Source organism: Microbacterium sp. HMH0099 (assembly GCF_049384025.1).
Classification (GTDB): Bacteria; Actinomycetota; Actinomycetes; order Actinomycetales; family Microbacteriaceae; genus Microbacterium.
In genome coordinates this window covers 275,943-294,177 of sequence record NZ_JBMRJR010000002.1, presented here as the reverse complement: position 1 = coordinate 294,177, position 18,235 = coordinate 275,943, and the positions used below count along the sequence as shown (strand labels likewise).

At 71.1% G+C, this 18,235-nt stretch carries 19 protein-coding genes and 1 tRNA gene; 9 read left to right on the top strand and 11 right to left on the bottom strand.

The window, feature by feature from the left end; translation table 11 throughout:
- Positions 1-23: 23 nt before the first annotated feature.
- Together ACO03V_RS05185 and ACO03V_RS05180 are read left to right on the top strand one after the other, a co-directional pair.
- Positions 24-96, top strand: a tRNA-Leu gene (locus tag ACO03V_RS05185).
- A gap of 130 nt (positions 97-226) precedes the next feature.
- Positions 227-796 carry a LemA family protein gene (locus ACO03V_RS05180; protein WP_387053603.1) on the top strand — a complete coding sequence of 190 codons (570 nt, stop codon included), beginning with the start codon at positions 227-229 and terminating at the stop codon, positions 794-796.
- A gap of 149 nt (positions 797-945) precedes the next feature.
- On the opposite strand, the gene ACO03V_RS05175 is transcribed toward ACO03V_RS05180, so the two are convergent.
- Positions 946-2,199 carry a winged helix-turn-helix domain-containing protein gene (locus ACO03V_RS05175; RefSeq protein ID WP_423136850.1) on the bottom strand — a complete coding sequence of 418 codons (1,254 nt, stop codon included), beginning with the start codon at positions 2,197-2,199 and terminating at the stop codon, positions 946-948.
- A gap of 330 nt (positions 2,200-2,529) precedes the next feature.
- Between ACO03V_RS05175 and ACO03V_RS05170 the strand changes: the two genes are divergently transcribed.
- Both ACO03V_RS05170 and ilvA read left to right on the top strand, forming a co-directional pair.
- Entirely contained in the window at positions 2,530-3,720 is a 1,191-nt protein-coding gene (locus ACO03V_RS05170; RefSeq protein ID WP_423136849.1) for an AI-2E family transporter, read from the top strand.
- Complete coding sequence (gene ilvA, locus ACO03V_RS05165; protein WP_367726398.1) at positions 3,717-4,946, top strand: threonine ammonia-lyase; 1,230 nt, start codon at positions 3,717-3,719, stop codon at positions 4,944-4,946. The genes ACO03V_RS05170 and ilvA overlap by 4 nt, the downstream gene beginning before the upstream one ends.
- 138 nt (positions 4,947-5,084) lie before the next feature.
- Here the strand turns inward: ilvA and greA are convergent, their stop codons facing one another.
- The gene (gene greA / locus ACO03V_RS05160) at positions 5,085-5,576 is read right to left on the bottom strand and encodes a transcription elongation factor GreA (RefSeq protein WP_367726399.1); all 492 of its coding nucleotides are present in this window, start codon (positions 5,574-5,576) and stop codon (positions 5,085-5,087) included.
- Positions 5,577-5,692: 116 nt separating this feature from the next.
- On the bottom strand, positions 5,693-6,088 hold the full coding sequence (locus ACO03V_RS05155) for a DUF4307 domain-containing protein (RefSeq protein ID WP_367726400.1): 396 nt from the start codon (positions 6,086-6,088) through the stop codon (positions 5,693-5,695).
- Positions 6,089-6,151: 63 nt separating this feature from the next.
- On the opposite strand from ACO03V_RS05155, the gene ACO03V_RS05150 reads away from it, so the two are divergent.
- The gene (locus ACO03V_RS05150) at positions 6,152-6,427 is read left to right on the top strand and encodes a hypothetical protein (protein ID WP_367726401.1); all 276 of its coding nucleotides are present in this window, start codon (positions 6,152-6,154) and stop codon (positions 6,425-6,427) included.
- Between the two features lie 70 nt (positions 6,428-6,497).
- On the opposite strand, the gene trhA is transcribed toward ACO03V_RS05150, so the two are convergent.
- On the bottom strand, positions 6,498-7,190 hold the full coding sequence (gene trhA, locus ACO03V_RS05145) for a PAQR family membrane homeostasis protein TrhA (RefSeq protein WP_423137123.1): 693 nt from the start codon (positions 7,188-7,190) through the stop codon (positions 6,498-6,500).
- Between the two features lie 146 nt (positions 7,191-7,336).
- Between trhA and ACO03V_RS05140 the strand changes: the two genes are divergently transcribed.
- Together ACO03V_RS05140 and ACO03V_RS05135 are read left to right on the top strand one after the other, a co-directional pair.
- The gene (locus tag ACO03V_RS05140; protein ID WP_367726402.1) at positions 7,337-8,119 is read left to right on the top strand and encodes an isoprenyl transferase; all 783 of its coding nucleotides are present in this window, start codon (positions 7,337-7,339) and stop codon (positions 8,117-8,119) included.
- Positions 8,120-8,448: 329 nt separating this feature from the next.
- Positions 8,449-9,735 carry a PhoH family protein gene (locus ACO03V_RS05135; protein ID WP_367727536.1) on the top strand — a complete coding sequence of 429 codons (1,287 nt, stop codon included), beginning with the start codon at positions 8,449-8,451 and terminating at the stop codon, positions 9,733-9,735.
- A gap of 293 nt (positions 9,736-10,028) precedes the next feature.
- On the opposite strand, the gene ACO03V_RS05130 is transcribed toward ACO03V_RS05135, so the two are convergent.
- The 7 genes from ACO03V_RS05130 to xseA form a co-directional block, all read right to left on the bottom strand.
- Positions 10,029-10,685: a response regulator transcription factor gene (locus ACO03V_RS05130; protein WP_423136848.1), complete on the bottom strand. Its 657-nt coding sequence runs from the start codon at positions 10,683-10,685 to the stop codon at positions 10,029-10,031.
- Positions 10,682-12,106, bottom strand: coding sequence for a sensor histidine kinase (locus ACO03V_RS05125; protein WP_423136847.1), 1,425 nt, complete (start codon positions 12,104-12,106; stop codon positions 10,682-10,684). The genes ACO03V_RS05130 and ACO03V_RS05125 overlap by 4 nt, the downstream gene beginning before the upstream one ends.
- Before the next feature lie 89 nt (positions 12,107-12,195).
- Positions 12,196-13,590, bottom strand: a complete 1,395-nt coding sequence (locus ACO03V_RS05120) for a class II fumarate hydratase (RefSeq protein ID WP_423136846.1) — start codon at positions 13,588-13,590, stop codon at positions 12,196-12,198.
- A gap of 34 nt (positions 13,591-13,624) precedes the next feature.
- The gene (locus ACO03V_RS05115; RefSeq protein WP_387053823.1) at positions 13,625-14,254 is read right to left on the bottom strand and encodes a carbonic anhydrase; all 630 of its coding nucleotides are present in this window, start codon (positions 14,252-14,254) and stop codon (positions 13,625-13,627) included.
- Positions 14,255-14,289: 35 nt separating this feature from the next.
- On the bottom strand, positions 14,290-14,922 hold the full coding sequence (locus tag ACO03V_RS05110) for a DUF4245 family protein (RefSeq protein ID WP_367726406.1): 633 nt from the start codon (positions 14,920-14,922) through the stop codon (positions 14,290-14,292).
- Positions 14,922-15,158 (bottom strand): exodeoxyribonuclease VII small subunit, encoded by a 237-nt coding sequence (locus tag ACO03V_RS05105; protein ID WP_387053619.1) that lies wholly within the window; start codon positions 15,156-15,158, stop codon positions 14,922-14,924. The genes ACO03V_RS05110 and ACO03V_RS05105 overlap by 1 nt, the downstream gene beginning before the upstream one ends.
- A 1-nt stretch (position 15,159) precedes the next feature.
- The gene (xseA, locus tag ACO03V_RS05100; protein ID WP_423136845.1) at positions 15,160-16,518 is read right to left on the bottom strand and encodes an exodeoxyribonuclease VII large subunit; all 1,359 of its coding nucleotides are present in this window, start codon (positions 16,516-16,518) and stop codon (positions 15,160-15,162) included.
- A gap of 60 nt (positions 16,519-16,578) precedes the next feature.
- Here xseA and ACO03V_RS05095 point away from each other — a divergent pair, with 60 nt between their 5' ends.
- Both ACO03V_RS05095 and ACO03V_RS05090 read left to right on the top strand, forming a co-directional pair.
- Positions 16,579-17,640, top strand: coding sequence for a 4-hydroxy-3-methylbut-2-enyl diphosphate reductase (locus tag ACO03V_RS05095; RefSeq protein ID WP_367726409.1), 1,062 nt, complete (start codon positions 16,579-16,581; stop codon positions 17,638-17,640).
- Positions 17,637-18,194 carry a DUF6264 family protein gene (locus tag ACO03V_RS05090; protein WP_387053625.1) on the top strand — a complete coding sequence of 186 codons (558 nt, stop codon included), beginning with the start codon at positions 17,637-17,639 and terminating at the stop codon, positions 18,192-18,194. Before ACO03V_RS05095 ends, ACO03V_RS05090 begins: the two co-directional genes overlap by 4 nt.
- The last annotated feature ends 41 nt before the right edge of the window (positions 18,195-18,235 follow it).

The window sequence follows — 18,235 nt, the reverse complement described above, 5'->3', positions numbered from 1 at the left end:
TCGGCGCGCTACGGTGGGGGAGGGCCCCCGTAGCCCAATGGCAGAGGCAGGCGACTTAAAATCGCTTCAGTGTCAGTTCGAGTCTGACCGGGGGTACGTCTTCATCGCCGGGGCGGAACAGCTCCGCGGGCGGTGCGTATCCACTGGGAGTCGGCTCGCCCCTCCGTGCGGCATCGTGCCCCGCCGTTAGACTGAAACGCAATCTCGCGAACGAAGTGGGGACCTTATGTGGGAGTGGCTCGTCCCGGTGATCGTCGTCGTCGGCATCCTGGTGATCGCCGGCATCTACCTCTGGGCGACCTACAACTCGCTCGTCGCGCTGAACGTGCGCGTCGACGAGGCGTGGAGCGACATCACCGTCCAGCTCAAGAGACGAGCGGACCTCCTGCCGAATCTCATCGAGACGGTGAAGGGGTACGCCGCCCACGAGAAGGCCGTGTTCGAGAACGTCACACGGGCCCGTGCCGAGACGCTGTCCGCGCAGGGACCGGCCGAGGCGGGGGTCGCCGAGGGCCACATGCAGCAGGCGCTGAAGTCGCTGTTCGCCGTCGCGGAGGCGTACCCGCAGCTTCAGGCGAGCCAGAACTTCCTGCACCTGCAGCAGTCCATCGTCGACACCGAGGACAAGATCCAGGCGTCGCGCCGGTTCTACAACGGTGGCGTCCGGGAGCTCAACACCAAGATCAAGGTGTTCCCCAACAACCTGTTCGCACGTCAGCTCGGTTTCAGCGAGCGGGAGTTCTTCGAGGTCGTCGACGGTGCCGCGATCTCCGAGCCGCCGCGCGTCCAGTTCTGACGTCTTCTCACGACGCCCCTCCGGCCCGCGCCGGAGGGGCGTCGTCGTGTGCGGGCTGCGGCCGGCTGGAGCGGGGCTGCGGCGGGGCCCCGGTGGGCGTCGTCGCGTGCGGGCTGGGGCGGGCTCCGGTGGGCGCCCTCGTGTCGACGTCAGATCGTGGATCGCGGCTCCGCGAGGGCTGCGTGGTCGTGCCGGGCCGCGCCCAGCTCCGCGGCGACGGCATCCGTGGCATCCCCCCAGCGCGACACCGTGATCGCCTCCAGGCCCTGCCACCGCGCCGCCTCCCGGAGCTCGCTCGCGAGGCGCCCGGCCGCGCCGGCGGGGGCATCCGGCTCCCACCACGCCGACTGCACGCGCAGCGTGGACGCGGCACGATCGGCCTTCAAGTCGACACGTCCTACGACGTCGTCGCCGACGAGGACCGGCAGCGAGTAATAGCCGTACCGACGCTGCGGTGCGGGCGTGTAGATCTCGATGCGGTACGTGAAGTCGAACAGGCGCTCGGCACGGTCGCGGAACCACACCACGGGGTCGAACGGCGACAGGATCGCCGCGGCATCCATCCTCCTGGGACGGGCCGCGTCGCGGTGGAGCCAGGACTTCGCGGGGCGGCCGGCCGTCTGCCATCCCTCGACGGTGACGGGTAGGAGCTCCCCGGAGTCGACGAGGTCGCGGATGCCCGCCAGCACCGTCGGGCGGTCGCGGATGCGCCAGTAGTCGGCGAGGTCCGCCGCGGTCGCGACGCCGTAGGCGGCGGCGGCCCGCCGGACGAGCTCTCGAATGGCCTCGTCGCGGGGGACCGGGTCCGCAAGGGCGGACGCGGGCAGGACTTCCGCGGCCAGGGCGTAGCGACGCTCGAAGCCGCGGCGCCCGGCGATCGCGACATCGCCGAACAGCCACAGGCGCTCCAGACCGTTCTTGACGTGATCCCAGTCCCACCAGGGCCCCCGCGAAGCTTTTCGGGCATCGTGGTCGATCTCCGCCGGGCGCAGCGGGCCGCGCTCGGCGAGCTCGGCGCGGAGCCAGTCGAGAAGATCCGCGTGGGCGACGGCCCAGTCGTCGTTCCCGTACTTCTCGCGCGCCGCATCGCGGCGGAACTGCAGCAGCGGCCAGTCGTCGGCCTCGACGAAGGACGCCACGTGCGCCCATGACTCCACCCAGCGCGGGCGACGCGTGAAGACGAGGCGGTCGAGCAGACCGGTGTCATAGGCGCCGAGGCGGGAGAACAGTGGCATGTAGTGCGAGCGGGCGAAGACGTTGACCGAGTCGATCTGCAGGATCCGCATCCGCTGCAGGGCGCCCGTGATCTGCCGCGTGCCCGGGGTCTCCGGTCGCGGCCGGGCGAAGCCCTGTGCGGCGAGGGCGATGCGACGGGCTTCGGCTCGGCTCAGGCTCGACGGCATGCTCGCCAGCGTAGCCACGCCCTCCGACATCCCGCGTCCGTCGATCTCCGGCGGCCGTTCTGCAGGACCGGAGACTCGGATGCCGCCCCACCCGGCACACCACCCGCCACCTGCCCCACGGGTCCTGCAAACTGCCCGCGACCCGCGGCATCCCTGCCGTTCTGCAGGACCGGCCGTTCGGATGCCGCCCCACCCGGCACACCACCCGCCGCCTGCCCCACGGGTCCTGCCGAATCGCCCGCCGCACCCCCGCCGCCCCCGACCGAGCCCGCTCCCGCCGCACTCTCGCGCCCGCCATCGGCCACCCCCGCACGGCGGTAGGCTGAGCGGATGACCGGCCCCGAGCCCGAGCCCCGCGCACCCCTGCGCGACCTCCTTCGCCGCCGCACCGTCTCGAGCGATCTCACCCCGCCCGTTCCCGAGGCGCTCCGGCAGGCGACCGCCTACTCGTGGCGGCTGCTCGTCATCGCGGCGGCGCTCGGCGTCGTGGTCTTCCTGGTCATCCAGCTCAAGCTCCTCGTCATCCCTCTCCTCGTCGCGATCCTCATCACGGCGCTCGTGTGGCCGGCGTTCTCCTTCCTCCTCCGGCACAGCTGGCCGCGCTGGCTGGCCATCGTCGTCACGGTGCTCGGGACGATCGCGGTCATCTCGGGCCTCCTCTGGCTCGCGGTGTGGCAGATCACGCAGCAGTTCGGCTCGGTGCGGGAACGGACGGTGGATGCCGTCACGCAGTTCCGTCAGTACCTGATCGACGGTCCGCTGCACCTGAGCTCGGCGCAGATCGACCAGGGCCTCGGTCAGGGCCTCACGTTCCTGCAGCAGCAGGGCGGCGCGCTGTGGACCGGCGCCCTCGCGATCGGGACCACGCTGGGTCACGTCGGCGCCGGGCTCCTGCTGACGCTGTTCATCCTGCTGTGCCTACTCGCGGACGGCGGCGGCATCTGGAGCTGGACCACCCGGCTGTTCCCGCGGGTGTCGCGCCCGGCGGTGGACGGCGCGGGCCGTGCCGGCTGGCGGACGGTCAAGACGTACGCCCGGACGCAGCTGCTCGTCGCGACGATCGACGCGATCGGCATCGGCGTCAGCGCGTTCCTCCTGGGCGTCCCGCTCGCCGTCCCGATCGGCGTGCTCGTGTTCCTCGGCGCGTTCGTGCCGTTCGTCGGCGCGATCGTCACCGGCGCCGTCGCCGTGTTCATCGCCCTCGTGTACAACGGGCCGCTCATCGCGCTGTTCATGCTCATCGCCGTGCTCGTCGTGCAGCAGGTCGAGAGCCACATCCTGCAGCCCATCCTCATGGGCTCGGCGGTCAAGGTGCACCCGCTCGCCGTGGTGCTCGTCGTGGCCGGCGGCGCGATGATCGGCGGCATCGCCGGCGCGCTGTTCGCGGTGCCGCTCGCGGCGTTCGTCAACGTCGTCGCGGTGTACCTGAGCACCCACGCGTGGGAGCGGCGCGGCTCCGTCGAGGCGTCCCCCGACCTGATCTGGCAGACCGTTCCCCGGGAACGCAGGAAGAAGTCATGACCGACACGCCCACCCTGGCCGAGTTCGAGGATGCCGCGAACGAGCTGCGCGGCATCATCACGCGCACGCCCCTCGACGAGTCGCTGCACCTCACCGACCTCCTCGGCGTCCCCGTCAACCTCAAGCTCGAGAACCTGCAGCGGACCGGGTCGTTCAAGATCCGCGGCGCGACCTACCGCCTCTCGCGTCTGACCGAGGAGGAGCGGGCACGCGGCGTCGTCGCGGCCTCGGCCGGAAACCACGCGCAGGGCGTCGCCCTGGCCGCGCAGCAGCTGGGTATCGCGGCCACCATCTTCATGCCCCTGGGCGTCCCCGTCCCCAAGCTCCTCGCGACGCGCGGCTACGGGGCCGAGGTCGTCCTGGAGGGCGCGACCGTCGAGACGCCGCTGCGCCTGGCCGCGGAGTTCGCGGAGCGCACCGGCGCGGTGCTCATCCACCCCTTCGACCATCGCGACATCGTCGTCGGCCAGGGCACGCTCGGCCTCGAGCTGATCGAGGACATGCCCGACCTCGAGACGGTGATCGTCGGCATCGGCGGCGGAGGACTGGCCGCCGGTGTCGCGGCCGCCGTCAAGACGCGCGCCGCCGCCGAGGGCCGCGAGGTCCGTGTCATCGGGGTGCAGGCGCACAACTCCGCCGCCTACCCGTCGTCGCTCGCGGCCGGTTATCCGATGCAGGTGCCGACGACGCCGACCATCGCCGACGGCATCGCCGTCGCCCGCCCCGGCGACCTCCCCTTCGAGCTCATCCGGCAGTACGTCGACGAGGTCGTCACCGTCACCGAGGACGACATCGCCCGCGCGCTCCTCGTGCTGCTCGAGCGCGCGAAGCAGGTCGTGGAGCCGGCGGGGGCGGTCGGCGTCGCGGCGATCCTCGCGGGCAAGATCCAGGCGTCCGGTCCGACGGTCACGATCCTGTCCGGCGGCAACATCGACCCGCTGCTGCTGCAGCGCGTCGTGGCCCACGGGCTGGCGGCATCCGGTCGCTACATGTCGTTGCGGATCCCGCTCCCGGATCGTCCCGGGCAGCTCGCTCGCGTCTCGGAGCTGCTGGCCCAGGTCGGTGCGAACGTCATCGAGGTGCTGCACACCCGTCACGGACAGGGTCTGCAGATCAGCGAGGTCATCCTGCAGCTGTCCGTCGAGACCCGCGGGGCGGAGCACCGCGACCTCGTCATGCACACCCTCGCCGAGGCGGGTTTCGTCGCCACGGTGGTTCCGGACTGACGAAGGGATGCCGCGCCGGCGGCATCCGTCCGGGATCCCGGCCCCGGTCCTCAGGGTCCGCCTTCGCTGGCGGAGTCCCGGCAGGAACACATCGAGCCGCCCACCCCGCGGACGGGGGAGCGGCTCGACGACGGGGTCTTACTGGCCGGTGTAGGTCTCGACCTTCACGACCTCGACCTGGATCTGCTTGCCGTTGGGGGCGGTGTACGAGACCTTCTCGCCCTCCTTGGCTCCGAGGATGGCGGCGCCGAGCGGCGACGCCTCGCTGTAGACGTCGAGCTCGCTGTCGGCCGCGATCTCGCGGTTGCCGAGCAGGAAGGTCTCTTCGCCGCCGGCGATGAGGGCGGTGACGACCGTGCCGGACTCGACGACGCCGTGGCTCTCGGGGGCCTCGCCGACCTTGGCGTCCTTCAGCAGCTGCTGAAGGGTGCGGATGCGCGCCTCCTGCTTGCCCTGCTCGTCCTTGGCGGCGTGGTAGCCGCCGTTCTCCTTGAGGTCGCCCTCCTCGCGCGCCGCCTCGATGCGCTTGGCGATCTCCTCGCGGCCCGTGGTCGAGAGGTGCTCGAGCTCGTGCGCGAGACGGTCGTAGGCATCCTGGGTCAGGAAGGTCACCTGGGCGTCACTGGACACGATGGTCTCCTTGGTTCGATCGGGCGGGGAGTAGAGCTCCTCCGCGCGGCGGGACACGACGGCGGATATGTCGAACGCCCCGGCTCCAGCCAGGGCGTGCGTCGTGAAGTTCGAGCCTACGGCACCCAGCAAGTGTTGACAAAACCCGTCGTCGCCAGCGCGAGAGTGGGGATCTCCTCGGTGAACGCGCGGCTGTGGTCGGGGGACGCGGGGTACTCGACGACCCGCCAGCCGACGGTGCCGTGCTCCTCGTCCTGCGCCTCGATCGCGCACGCGACGGGCTCGCCCACGGGGGAGGTGATCTGGAAGGTGAGCGTCACGAGACCGTCGTCGACCACGTTGTACCCGGTGTCGGTCGCCGTCACGGACGAGATGCTGTTGGACACGACGGACCAGCCGAGCAGCGCCGTCGCGGTCACCGCCACGACGCCGACGATCGTCCAGAGCACCGCGCGTCGGCGGGGCGACCGCGTGCGACCGTAACGCTCGTCGAGCATCGCCTGCGTCGTCATGATCTCCCCGGGCTTTAGGCTGGACTTCCAGGCTACGCTCTCCCGTCCGGACCGAAGGACCTCATGCTCTTCCCGATCGCGATCCTCGCGGCCACCCCCACTCCCGCTGTCACCCCCGACGAGTCGATCGTCACGCCCGGGCCGCTCGGCTTCGCCGCGATCGCCTTCATCGGCGTCGCCGTGTTCCTGCTCGTCTGGGACATGCTGCGCCGGATCCGTCGCGGCCGGTACCGCGAGGAGGTCAACGCCCAGCTCGACGAGGAGGAGCGGGCGCGCGCCGAGGCGCAGGGCTCGACCGTCGTCGACGACGACACCGAGCCGGGCGCGCCTCGCCGGTAGGCGGAGGGATGCCACCCGGTGGCATCCATCCCGACGCGGGCCGAGCCGCATCGTCCCCGTCGGCGCGCGCTCAGCCGCGGTGGTAGGCGGGGGCGAGGGCGATGAGCAGGCACGCCGTCCAATGGCAGAGGAACGCCAGGACGGTGCACACGTGGAAGATCTCGTGGAACCCGAAGTGCCCGGGCCAGGGGTTCGGACGCTTGACGGCGTAGACGACGGCGCCCGCCGTGTAGAGCAGTCCGCCGACGACGACGAGGACCATCATCGCGACGTTCGCGTCGAGGAGGTCCACCAGGTACATCACGGCGGCCCAGCCCAGCGCGAGGTACAGCGCCACGTAGAGCCAGCGCGGGGCGTTGATCCAGAAGACCCGGAACAGGATGCCGAGGATCGCGCCGCCCCACACGATGGACAGCAGCAGCACCGTCTTCTGCGTGGGCAGGGCGAGAACCGCCAGCGGCGTGTAGGTGCCGGCGATCAGCAGCAGGATGTTCGCGTGGTCGATGCGCTTGAGCACCGCTCGCGTGCGCGGCTTCCAGTCGAAGCGGTGATAGAGCGCCGAGTTGCCGAACAGCAGCAGCGACGTGGCCATGAACACCGCCGACGCCCACTTGGCGGGCGCGCCCTGGGCGAGGGTGATGAGGACGATCCCGGCGGCGATGGCGACGGGGAAGGTACCGGCGTGGATCCAGCCGCGCCACGTGGGCTTGATCTCGCGCTGCGCGCCGACGGCGGCTGCCTCGAGGAGGGGCAGCTGCGGCATGTCGGGGCCGTCATCCGGGGTGGTGCGCGTCACATCCCCGACCTTACGTCGCAGCCCATGCCAGGGTCGGCACATGGGGAGATCTTCATCGATTGCCCAGGTGTGGAGGAACAGAGAAGAGATGGTGGGCGCGGTAGCGTAGGCGGGTGGCGCGCGCGCGGAGGAACGAGGGTCGGGGCCCCCTGTACCGTCTCTACATCCAGCGCCTGCGACGCCGCATGCCGGCGACCGTCCCGCACCATGTCGCGATGATGATCGACGGCAACCGGCGCTGGGCCCGCGAGCTGGGGTTCGACAGCGCCGCACACGGTCACCGGGCGGGCGCGGCGAAGATGCACGAGTTCCTGCGGTGGTGCGACGACCTCGGCATCCGCGTGGTCTCGCTGTACCTGCTGTCGCACGACAACCTGCGCAAGCGCGACACCCGCGAGCTCGACGACCTGCTGGACATCATCGCCCAGCTGGCGAAGGAGCTCTCGCACGAGCCCGACTGGCGCGTGCAGCACGTCGGGCGGTCCGAGGGCCTGCCGGCGCCGCTCGCCGACGTCCTGCACGAGGCGACCGAGCGCACGCGTCAGCACACCGGGCTGCACGTCAATCTCGCGGTCGGCTACGGCGGTCGGAGCGAGATCGTGGATGCCGTCCGCGCCATCATCGCGAAGCACGACCAGTCCGGCGGGTCGCTCGAAGAGCTGGCCGCCAGCCTGACGCCGGAGCAGATCGGCGAGCACCTCTACACGGGCGGTCAGGCCGACCCGGACCTCGTCATCCGCACGTCGGGGGAGCAGCGGCTCAGCGACTTCCTGCTGTGGCAGTCGGCGCATTCGGAGTTCTACTTCGTGGAGGCGCTCGGCCCCGACCTGCGCGAGGTCGATTTCCTCCGCGCGATCCGCGACTACGCCACACGCGACCGCCGCTTCGGCCAGTAGCCGCGACCGCCGGCCGCCCCGCGAAGCGCCTCGCCCGACGCCGAGGATCGCGCCGCCGTGCCGTGATCGTCACGGAGCGTTCACGCGACCGTCGAATTCCTCCGGCGTGTTAACGACCCGCGGCGGTCTCCGCGGGCCTTACGGTGATCACATCGGACAGGGAGTCCGGTCGAGTCGGCCATCGGATCGCGACTCGTGACCCACAGGTCGACTCGTGACAACCGGGTGAGCACCCGGGTCGGGAGTGGGTTGTGAACGCACGAGCTTCATACGACCAGCGTCACGTCGTCGAGAACACCGCAGAATCGGATGCCGCCGTCGACCCGGCGCTGCGCACCTACGTCCTGGACACCTCGGTGCTCCTGAGCGATCCCCGTGCGTACTTCCGCTTCGCCGAGAACTCGGTCGTCATCCCCGTCGTCGTCATCACCGAGTTGGAGAAGAAGCGGCACGATCCCGAGATCGGCTACTTCGCGCGGCAGGCGCTGCGTCACCTCGACGAGCTCCGGATCGAGTACGGCCGCCTCGACTTTCCCGTGCCCGTCGGCGACGACGGCACCCTGCGGGTCGAGCTGAACAACACCGACCCGTCCGTGCTCCCCTCCGGGATGCGTCTCGGCGACAACGACAGCCGCATCCTCGCCGTCGCCATGAACATCGCCCGCGAGGGCGCCGAGGTGACCGTCGTGTCCAAGGACCTGCCGATGCGCGTCAAAGCGGCGTCGCTGGGCCTGGCCACCGAGGAGTACCTCGCCGAGCAGGCGATGGACTCCGGCTGGACCGGCATCGCCACGATCGACGTCTCGGGCGACGAGCTCAGCGACCTGTACGAGACCGAGGTCGCCGCGAGCGAGGTCGTCGCTGGCCTCCCCGTGAACACCGGGCTCATCATCCACTCCGAGCGGGGCTCGGCGCTCGGCCGCGTCACCGGCCGCGGCGAGTTCCGGCTCGTCCGCGGCGACCGGGATGCGTTCGGCCTGCACGGCCGCTCCGCCGAGCAGCGGGTGGCGCTCGATCTGCTGCTCGACCCGGAGGTCGGCATCGTGTCGCTCGGCGGTCGCGCGGGCACGGGCAAGTCGGCCCTCGCACTGTGCGCCGCTCTGGAGGCGGTCCTCGAGCGCCAGCAGCAGAAGAAGATCATCGTGTTCCGTCCGCTGTTCGCCGTCGGCGGTCAGGAGCTGGGCTTCCTCCCCGGCGACCAGGCCGAGAAGATGAACCCGTGGGGTCAGGCGGTCTTCGACACGCTCGGATCGGTCGTCTCGTCCAACGTCCTGGAGGAGGTGCTGGCGCGGGGTCTCCTCGAGGTGCTGCCGCTCACGCACATCCGCGGTCGGTCGCTGCACGATTCGTTCGTCATCGTGGACGAGGCGCAGTCGCTCGAGCGCAACGTGCTCCTGACGGTGCTGAGCCGCATCGGCCAGAACTCGAAGGTCGTCCTCACGCACGACGTCGGTCAGCGCGACAACCTGCGGGTCGGGCGTCACGACGGTGTCGCCTCGGTCATCGAGACCCTCAAGGGCCACGCGCTCTTCGGGCATGTCACCCTCACCCGCTCGGAGCGGTCCGCGATTGCGGCGCTCGTCACCGAGCTGCTGGAGGCCGGCGAGCTCTCGTAACAGGGACGAATGAAGGGACCTGGATGCCGCGGCATCCGGGTCCCTTCTTCTTTCACCCCTACATGAGAGCTTTCTCACCTGAGGCTCCCGCTGTTCTCACCCTTATCCGTCAGAGTTGAGTCATCGGCGAGGGAGACCTCGTCACCGCCTCGGCGGTTCCCCCCAAGGAGAAGCAGAGATCCCGCCCGATACGGCAGGTCACCGGCTTTTCGGGTAAGTCGGCAGACCACCCGGGCACCGGATCTCTCCCCAGCCCCCGGTTCCCCCACCGGGGGCTTCTGGGTTGTCGGACGTCACTCCCAGCGGTAACCGGCTCCGCGGACCGTGACGATCCGCGACGGGCCGAACTTCGCACGCAGGTACCGCACGTACACGTCGACGATGTTCGAGCCCGGGTCGAAGTCCATGCCCCACACGCGGCTGAGCAGCTGCTCCCGGCTGAGCACCTGGCCGGCATGGCGGACGAACTGCTCGGACAGCGCGAACTCCCGGGCGCTGAGGTCGATCTCCCGACCGTCCACCGTGGCACGGCGGGCGAGGACGTCGAGGGTCACATCGCCGTGTGAGACGTTGATCGTGCCGACGGGGACGCTCTCCCGCAGCCGCGAGCGGACGCGCGCGAGCAGCTCGTCGAACTTGAAGGGCTTGGCCATGTAGTCGTTCGCGCCGGCGTCCAGGCCGTCGACGGTGTCACGCGTGCTCGTGCGGGCGGTGAGCATGATGACCGGGATCGCCGAGCCCTGTCCGCGGAGGCAGCGCAGCACCTCGAAGCCGTCCATGCTCGGCAGTCCCACGTCCAGAAGGAGAAGGTCGACGTCGCCCGAGAGCGCGCGGTCGAGGGCGTCGGCGCCGTCGTCGATGATGACGGTCTGATAGCCGGCGGCCTCGAGTCCCTTCGCCACGAAAGCGGAGATGCGCTCCTCGTCCTCGGCGATGAGGATGCGTGTCATCCGGTGGCCTCTCTCTGCATGACGACGTCTCCGGCACGCACGGGCGTAGGGAGGTCGGCGGGGGTGTGTCCGGGGTCCAAGGGGATGTGCAGCGTGACGGTCGCTCCGCCGCCGGGGGTGTCGGCGACCGTGCAGTGGCCGTCGTGCGCCTTGGCGATCGCGTCCACGATCGACAGGCCCAGGCCCGACCCCTCGACGCCGCGGCGGCCGGTCACGCGGTCGAAGCGGCGGAAGATCCGGTGGCGCGCGGCCGGCGGGATGCCGGGGCCGTGATCGCGGACCCAGAGGTGCGCGGTGGTGCCGTCGGTGCTGCTTCCGATCTCGATCGGGGTGTCCGCGGGAGTGTGCTTGGCGGCGTTGTCGGCGAGCTGCAGCCACGCCTGCACGAGGCGGTCGTGATCGCCGGTGAGACGCCCGCGCCCCCGGGCCTCGACCACCCAGGAATGCCGCGGGATCGCGCTCACGAGCTCGCCGACGCGGTCCGTGAGGGCGCCGACGTCGACGATCCCGGTCGACAGCGTGCCCGTCTCGACCGTCGCGAGCGCGTCGATGTCGTCGACGAGACGGGAGAGGCGGTCGAGCTCGGCGATGCCGAGGTCCCGGGTCTCCGCCACGTCGCGCGGATCGGCCGGGTCCATCATCTCCAGGTGCCCGCGCACGATCGTGATGGGGGTCTTGAGCTCGTGGCGCACGTCGTCGAGCAGCTGCCGCTGCGCGTCGACGGACATCTCCAGGCGGTCGAGCATGGAGTTGACGGATGCCGTGAAGTCGGACAGCTCGTCGTTCCCGCGGGCGCGCAGGCGCATGCCCAGGTCGGCGATCGTGATGGCGTCCGTGGTGTCGCGCAGCTGGCGGAGCGGCGAGAACAGCCGACCGGTGAGGAACCAGGAGGCGATTCCCAGGGCGAGGAGGACGCCGGTCGCCGCGAGCGCATAGGTCGTGATCGACAGGGTCACGAGTTCCATGCGCTGGTCGAGCGAGATCCCCTGCACGACGTGCACGTCCCCGACGCCGGCCGAGGCCCACAGCACCGTGCCGGCGGAGCTCGGCAGGCGTCCCGACGTCGCCCCGTCGCGCAGCGCCGCATCGAGGGCGGCGACGAACACCTCGTCGGTGGCCAGGGAGAGTCCGGGCGGCGCCGCCGTCGCTCCGACGACCCGTCCGTCCTGGACGGCCAGGGTGCTGTCGGTACGGCCGGGGATGGCCGAGCGGGCGAGCTCGGCGGCGACCTCGCCCTCGTCGAGCTGGGCCTGCGCGCGGGAGGCGAAGCCGTCGAGCTGTCGCTGCGCGTTCGCGACGACCCGTTCGCTCTGCACGGCGAAGGTGACGCCGCCGGCGATGATGAGCCCGAGCAGGGCGACCGCGAGGATCGCGAGCAGAACGCGCACGCGCGCCGAGACGGGTCTCGGGATGCGGCTCATGCTCCGATTATCGCGCGCCGGATCGCGGAACGCGGACGGCCCCGGACCCGCGTCGTGGAGAGGCGGGACCGGGGCCGTCGGAAGCGGGCTCAGCCCGGGTGGGTCATCGAGAGCAGGTCGAGCTTGAGGTCGAGCACCTCTTCGGTGATCTCGCCGCGCTCGACGTAGCCGAGGTCGATGACGGCCTCGCGGACGGTGATGCCCTTAGCGACGGAGTGCTTGGCGATCTTGGCGGCGGCCTCGTAGCCGATGACCTTGTTCAGCGGCGTCACGATAGACGGCGACATGCCGGCGAACGCCTCGGCGCGCGCGACGTTGGCCTCGAGCCCGTCGACGGTCTTGTCGGCGAGGACGCGCATCGCGTTCGACAGCAGGCGGATCGACTCCAGCAGCGCGGTGCCCATCACCGGGATGGCGACGTTCAGCTCGAACGAGCCGGACGCGCCGGCCCACGCGACCGTGGCGTCGTTGCCGATGACGCGGGCGCACACCATGAGGGTCGCCTCGGGGACGACGGGGTTGACCTTGCCCGGCATGATCGAGGAGCCCGGCTGCAGGTCCGGGATGTGCAGCTCGCCGAGGCCCGTGTTGGGGCCGGAGCCCATCCAGCGGATGTCGTTGTTGATCTTCGTGAGCGACACCGCGATGGTGCGCAGGGCACCGGATGCCTCGACGAGACCGTCCCGGTTGGCCTGGGCCTCGAAGTGGTCCTTGGCCTCGGTGATCGGCAGCTCGGTGTCGTTCGCGAGGATCTCGATGACCTTCTGCGGGAAGCCCAGCGGGGTGTTGATGCCCGTGCCGACGGCCGTGCCGCCCAGGGGGACCTCGCCGACGCGGGGGAGCACGGCCTGCACGCGCTCGATGCCGAGGCGCATCTGACGCGCGTAGCCGCCGAACTCCTGACCGAGCGTCACCGGGGTGGCATCCATCAGGTGGGTGCGGCCCGACTTGACGATGCCCTTCCATGCCTCGGCCTTGGCCTCGAGTGCGACGCTGAGGTGGTCGAGGGCGGGGATGAGGTCGTCGATGAGCGCCTGCGTGACCGCGATGTGCACCGAGGTCGGGAAGACGTCGTTCGACGACTGCGACGCGTTGACGTGGTCGTTCGGGTGCACCGGCGCGCCGAGGATCCCGGTCGCGAGCGTGGCGAGCACCTCGTTCATGTTCATGTTCGAGGAGGTGCCGCTGCCGGTCTGGTACGTGTCGACCGGGAAGTGCACGTCGTGCGCACCGGTGATGACCTCGTCGGCGGCCTGCGCGATGGCGTCGGCGATGCCGGCGTCGAGGGTGCCGAGCTCCTTGTTGGCGAGCGCGGCGGCCTTCTTGATGCGGGCGAGCGCCGCGATCTGGGTCGACTCGAGACCCGTGCCGGAGATCGGAAAGTTCTCGACCGCGCGCTGCGTCTGCGCGGCGTAGAGGGCGTCCTTCGGCACACGCACTTCACCCATGGTGTCGTGCTCGATGCGGTACTCGATGTCGGTCACGTCGTTGTTCTCCTGATCGCCGGTGGTGGTTCGGTTAGGCGGGGTCGGCGGCGCGGGGCTCGTCCACGTCGCCGATGGCAACGATGGGGACGGCTTCCCCTTCGTCGAGTCGGTAGTTGGCGCCCACGACGGCGACGCGCCCGGCGGCGACCGCCTCGCTGATGAGCTCGGAGGCGCGCAGCAGCTCGCCGACGGTATAGCGCAGGTGCTCGCGGCCCACCAGCTCGGGGTTCGGGCGCTCGGGGGTGCGTCCCTCGGCGGCCTCGGCGCGCTGCACGCGGCGGACCGAGGGCACGATCGGCGCGATCTGCCGCCAGATGTAGGCGGGGAGGGTCGGCGCGTCCATGCCCGTGCTGTCGATGGCGGCGCCGACGGCACCGCACGCGTCGTGAGCGAGGACCACGATGAGCGGAACCTCCAGCACGCCGACGGCGTACTCGAGGCTGCCGATGACGGAGTCCGAGATCACCTGGCCGGCGTTGCGCACGACGAACAGGTCGCCCAGGCCCTCGTCGAAGATGATCTCGGCGGCCAGTCGCGAGTCCGAGCAGCCGAACAGCGCGGCGTTGGGGCGCTGGTAGGTGGCGAGCTCCGTACGGCGCTCGACGTCCTGTCGGGGATGGCGGGGCGTGCCGGAGACGAACCGGCGGTTCCCTTCGAGCATCTCGGACCAGGCCTCGCGCGGCGTCAGACGAGCGTTCACGGCACCTCTCTCAGTTCTCGGATCTGGGGGACGACACTGGATGCCGCCTCGGCGGCGGTCTCTTCGGCGGCGTCGCCGTAGATCAGGACGTAGTCCTCGCCCGCCGGGGTGCCCAGCGCGTAGGAGATGTTGCCGGAGCGCTCGGGATCGCTCGGACGGTAGACGTTCCACTCGATGCCCGAGATGTCGATCGTCTCGGAGCTGCGGGCCCCGTCGAGCACCTGGGCGGCCCAAGCCTCGTCGGCGTCCAGGCCCTGCGCGATCCGGAGGAAGCCCGACTCGCCGGAGCGCACGTAGACCATGGTCCACGCCTCGGTGCCGCCCTGACCCTCGACCTGCGCCTGGTTGACGCGCCAGCCCTCGGGGAGTGCGGGGGCCAGGGCGGGGCGGCCGATGTCGTCGGACAGGTCCGCGGCCAGTGCGGCCACATCGGGCTGCGGCCGCTCGGCGATCTCGCCGCGTGGGACGCCGACGACCACCACGAACACGATGCCGACCGTCGCGAGCAGCGCGGCGATGAGGTTGCGGAACGTCTTGCTGGAGCGGTAGCGCCGGGAGGCCTCGGCCTTGCGCGCGGCGGTCTCGTCCGGGGTCTCCGGGCGGCCGAGCTCGGCGACGATGCGGGCCATCAGCCGGCCTCGCCCTCGCCGCGGGCGGCGTCGAGGCGGCGCTTGGCTCCGAGCAGCCACTCCTCGCAGCGCGCGAACAGCTCCTCGCCGCGCTCCCACAGGGCCAGCGACTGCTCGAGCGTCGGCGCGCCCTGTTCCAGCTCGGCGACGACGCGGACGAGCTCGTCGCGGGCCTGCTCGAACGACAGGGTCGCGACATCCACCGGGCCGGGGGTCGTCGCGCTCATGGCATCCATTCTAGGCGTCCCCCTCCGACGCGCCGCCGCCGGGTGCCTCGGCGTCGAGCGAAGGTGCGGGCGCATCGGGGGAGGGCGCGGAACCGGTCGTCGCCGTGGAGGGGCCCCGCGAGACGGCGCGCAGGGCGCCGTTCTCGACGCGCACGGTGAGGGCGGTGCCGTCCGGTGCCTGGGCGGCGTCGCGCACGATCGCCCCGTCCGCGAGCTGGGCGATGGCGTACCCCCGCGCCAGCGTCGCGCGCGGGGAGAGCGCGCGCAGCGCCGCGCCGAGCTCGCTGGTCCGGCGTCGCTCGGCCTCCAGCCGGCGGTCGACGATGTCGCGTCCGCGGTTGGAGAGCATCCACAGCTCCTGCGCCCGCGCGGTCAGCATCGTGTGCGGGGTGCGCAACGACGGCCGGGAACGGATCTGCTCCAGCTGGGCGATGTCGTGCAGCACGCGCTGGGTGAGGCGCCCCGTCAGCCGGGCGCGGAGCTGCCCGACGAGGGCCCGCTGCTCGCTGACGTCCGGCACCACCCGCTTGGCCGCGTCGGTCGGCGTCGAGGCGCGCACGTCGGCGACCTCGTCCAGCAGGGGGCGGTCGTTCTCGTGCCCGATGGCGCTGACGACGGGCGTGGATGCCGCGGCGACCGCGCGCACGAGACGTTCGTCGCTGAAGCCGAGCAGGGTCTGCGGATCGCCGCCGCCGCGGGCGATGACGATGACGTCCACATCGGGATCGGCATCCAGGGCCTTGAGGGCCGCGATGGTCTCGGGGACGCACCGGTCGCCCTGGACCGCGGCGTACTTCGTCCGGAAGCGCACCCGGGGCCACCGCAGCTCGGCGTTGCGGTGCACGTCCTTCTCGGCATCCGAGTTCTCGCCCGTGATGAGGCCGATGCAGTGGGGGAGGAACGGCAGCCGCTTCTTGCGAGCGGCGTCGAACAGTCCCTCGCCGCGCAGCTGCACGCGCAGGCGCTCCAGACGCTCCAACTGCTCGCCGAGGCCGACGTGGCGCATCGACGACACCGAGAAGGAGAAGTCGCCCGTGCGCGGGAAGTAGTCGGCCTTGACGCACGCGACGACGTGGTCGCCCACGGCGAAGTCCTTCGGCAGGCGGGCGAGGGTGCTCGACCAGATGCGGAACGCGACCGTCGAATCCGTTCCCAGGTCCTTCATCCGGCCGAAGACGTTCCCTCCGCGGCGGTTGAACGACGTGATCTCCCCCTCGACCCACACCGAGCCCCACCGCTCGATGAACCCGCGGATGGTGTCGTTCAGTCGCGAGACCGAGGTCGGGGCGTCCGTCCGCGAGTCCCGGGGGTGCACGGAGTCGGCGGGCGGGGCCTCGCCGGGGACGGTCTCGGGCTGGAACGAGGTCATGGAGCTTTCGTGATGGGTCGATACGGCCGGCGTCCAGGGGCGCCCCGGTAGAATCGAGGGGTGAGCTCACCTGTCGTGCAACTGCCCGTTCCCCGTATCCCGGGTCGACGCGGGCGGCTCCAGGATATCCCCGTCCAGGGCAAGAAGAAGGTGCTGCTGGCCGCCCCCCGCGGGTACTGCGCGGGGGTGGACCGGGCCGTCATCGCGGTGGAGAAGGCGCTGGAGCGCTACGGCGCCCCGGTGTACGTGCGCAAGCAGATCGTGCACAACATCCACGTCGTGACGGAGCTGGAGAAGAAGGGCGCGATCTTCGTCGAGGAGGTCGACGAGGTCCCCGCCGGCGCGCACGTCGTCTTCAGCGCGCACGGCGTCTCGCCGGCCGTCGTCTCCGCCGCCGCCGACCGGGGCCTGCAGGCCATCGACGCGACGTGCCCGCTGGTGACGAAGGTGCACCGCGAGGCCGTGCGGTTCGCCCGCGACGACTTCGAGATCCTGCTGATCGGTCACGAGGGGCACGAGGAGGTCGAGGGCACCGCGGGTGAGGCGCCCGACCACGTCACGGTCGTCAACTCGCCCGACGACGCCGACACCGTCGAGGTGCGCGACCCGTCGAAGGTCGTGTGGCTGTCGCAGACCACGCTCTCCGTCGACGAGACCATGGAGACCGTGCGCCGCCTGCGCGAGCGCTTCCCCCAGCTGCAGGACCCGCCCTCCGACGACATCTGCTACGCCACGCAGAACCGTCAGGTGGCCATCAAGAAGGTCGCCGTCGGCGCCGACCTCGTCATCGTCGTCGGGTCCGCCAACAGCTCCAACAGCGTCCGTCTCGTCGAGGTCGCGCTGGAGTACGGCGCGAAGGCCGCATACCGCGTGGACTACATCGACGAGGTCAAGCAGGAGTGGCTCGAGGGCGTCGAGACCGTCGGCGTGACCAGCGGCGCCTCCGTCCCCGAGGTGCTCGTGACCGAGGTGCTCGAAGAGCTCGCCGGCGCCGGGTATCGCGACGTCGAAGAGGTCCGCACCGCGGAGGAGGACCTGCTGTTCTCCCTCCCGAAAGAGCTGCGCCAGGACGCGTCGGGCAAGCGCGATCAGCGCGCCCTCGGCGGCCGGGGCCGCGCGTGAGCGACATCGACCCGCGTCCCCGCCCGCAGTACGGGGAGTACGCGACCCCCGAGGAGCAGCAGGCCCGCATCCAGCGCCCCGAGGTCACGGAGGCGCTCGAGGCAGGACAGGCCCCGCAGCCCGAGAAGCCCGCGCCCGTCGCGTCGGCGGCATCGCCGGCCGCCCCGCTCGGCCGGGGCGCGCGCATCGACCGCGGCGTGACGTTCGGTCTGCTGATCTACGGCCTCATCACGGTGATCACGACCATCCCGCAGCTGCTGGACTTCCCGACGACTGCAGAGACGCTCGCCGAGCGCATGGGCGCGACGGACACCTCGTTCACCAACCTCGGCGCCGGGTTCGTCCTCGGCGCCGTGGCCGCGGCGATCTACGGCATCGGATGGTTGGCGACGGCGGCCCTCACCTGGCGGCGGCTGAAGCGCGGCCGCATCAGCTTCTGGGTCCCGCTCGCCGGGTTCGCCGTCACGACCTTCCTCGCGAGCATCGTCATCATGTTCGCCCTCCTCGGCGACCCGGGGTTCATCGCGTCGCTGTCGGGCGCCTTCGGCGTCTGAACCGGACGGGGCGGCATCCCGTGTCCTCTGTATGGCGAGAA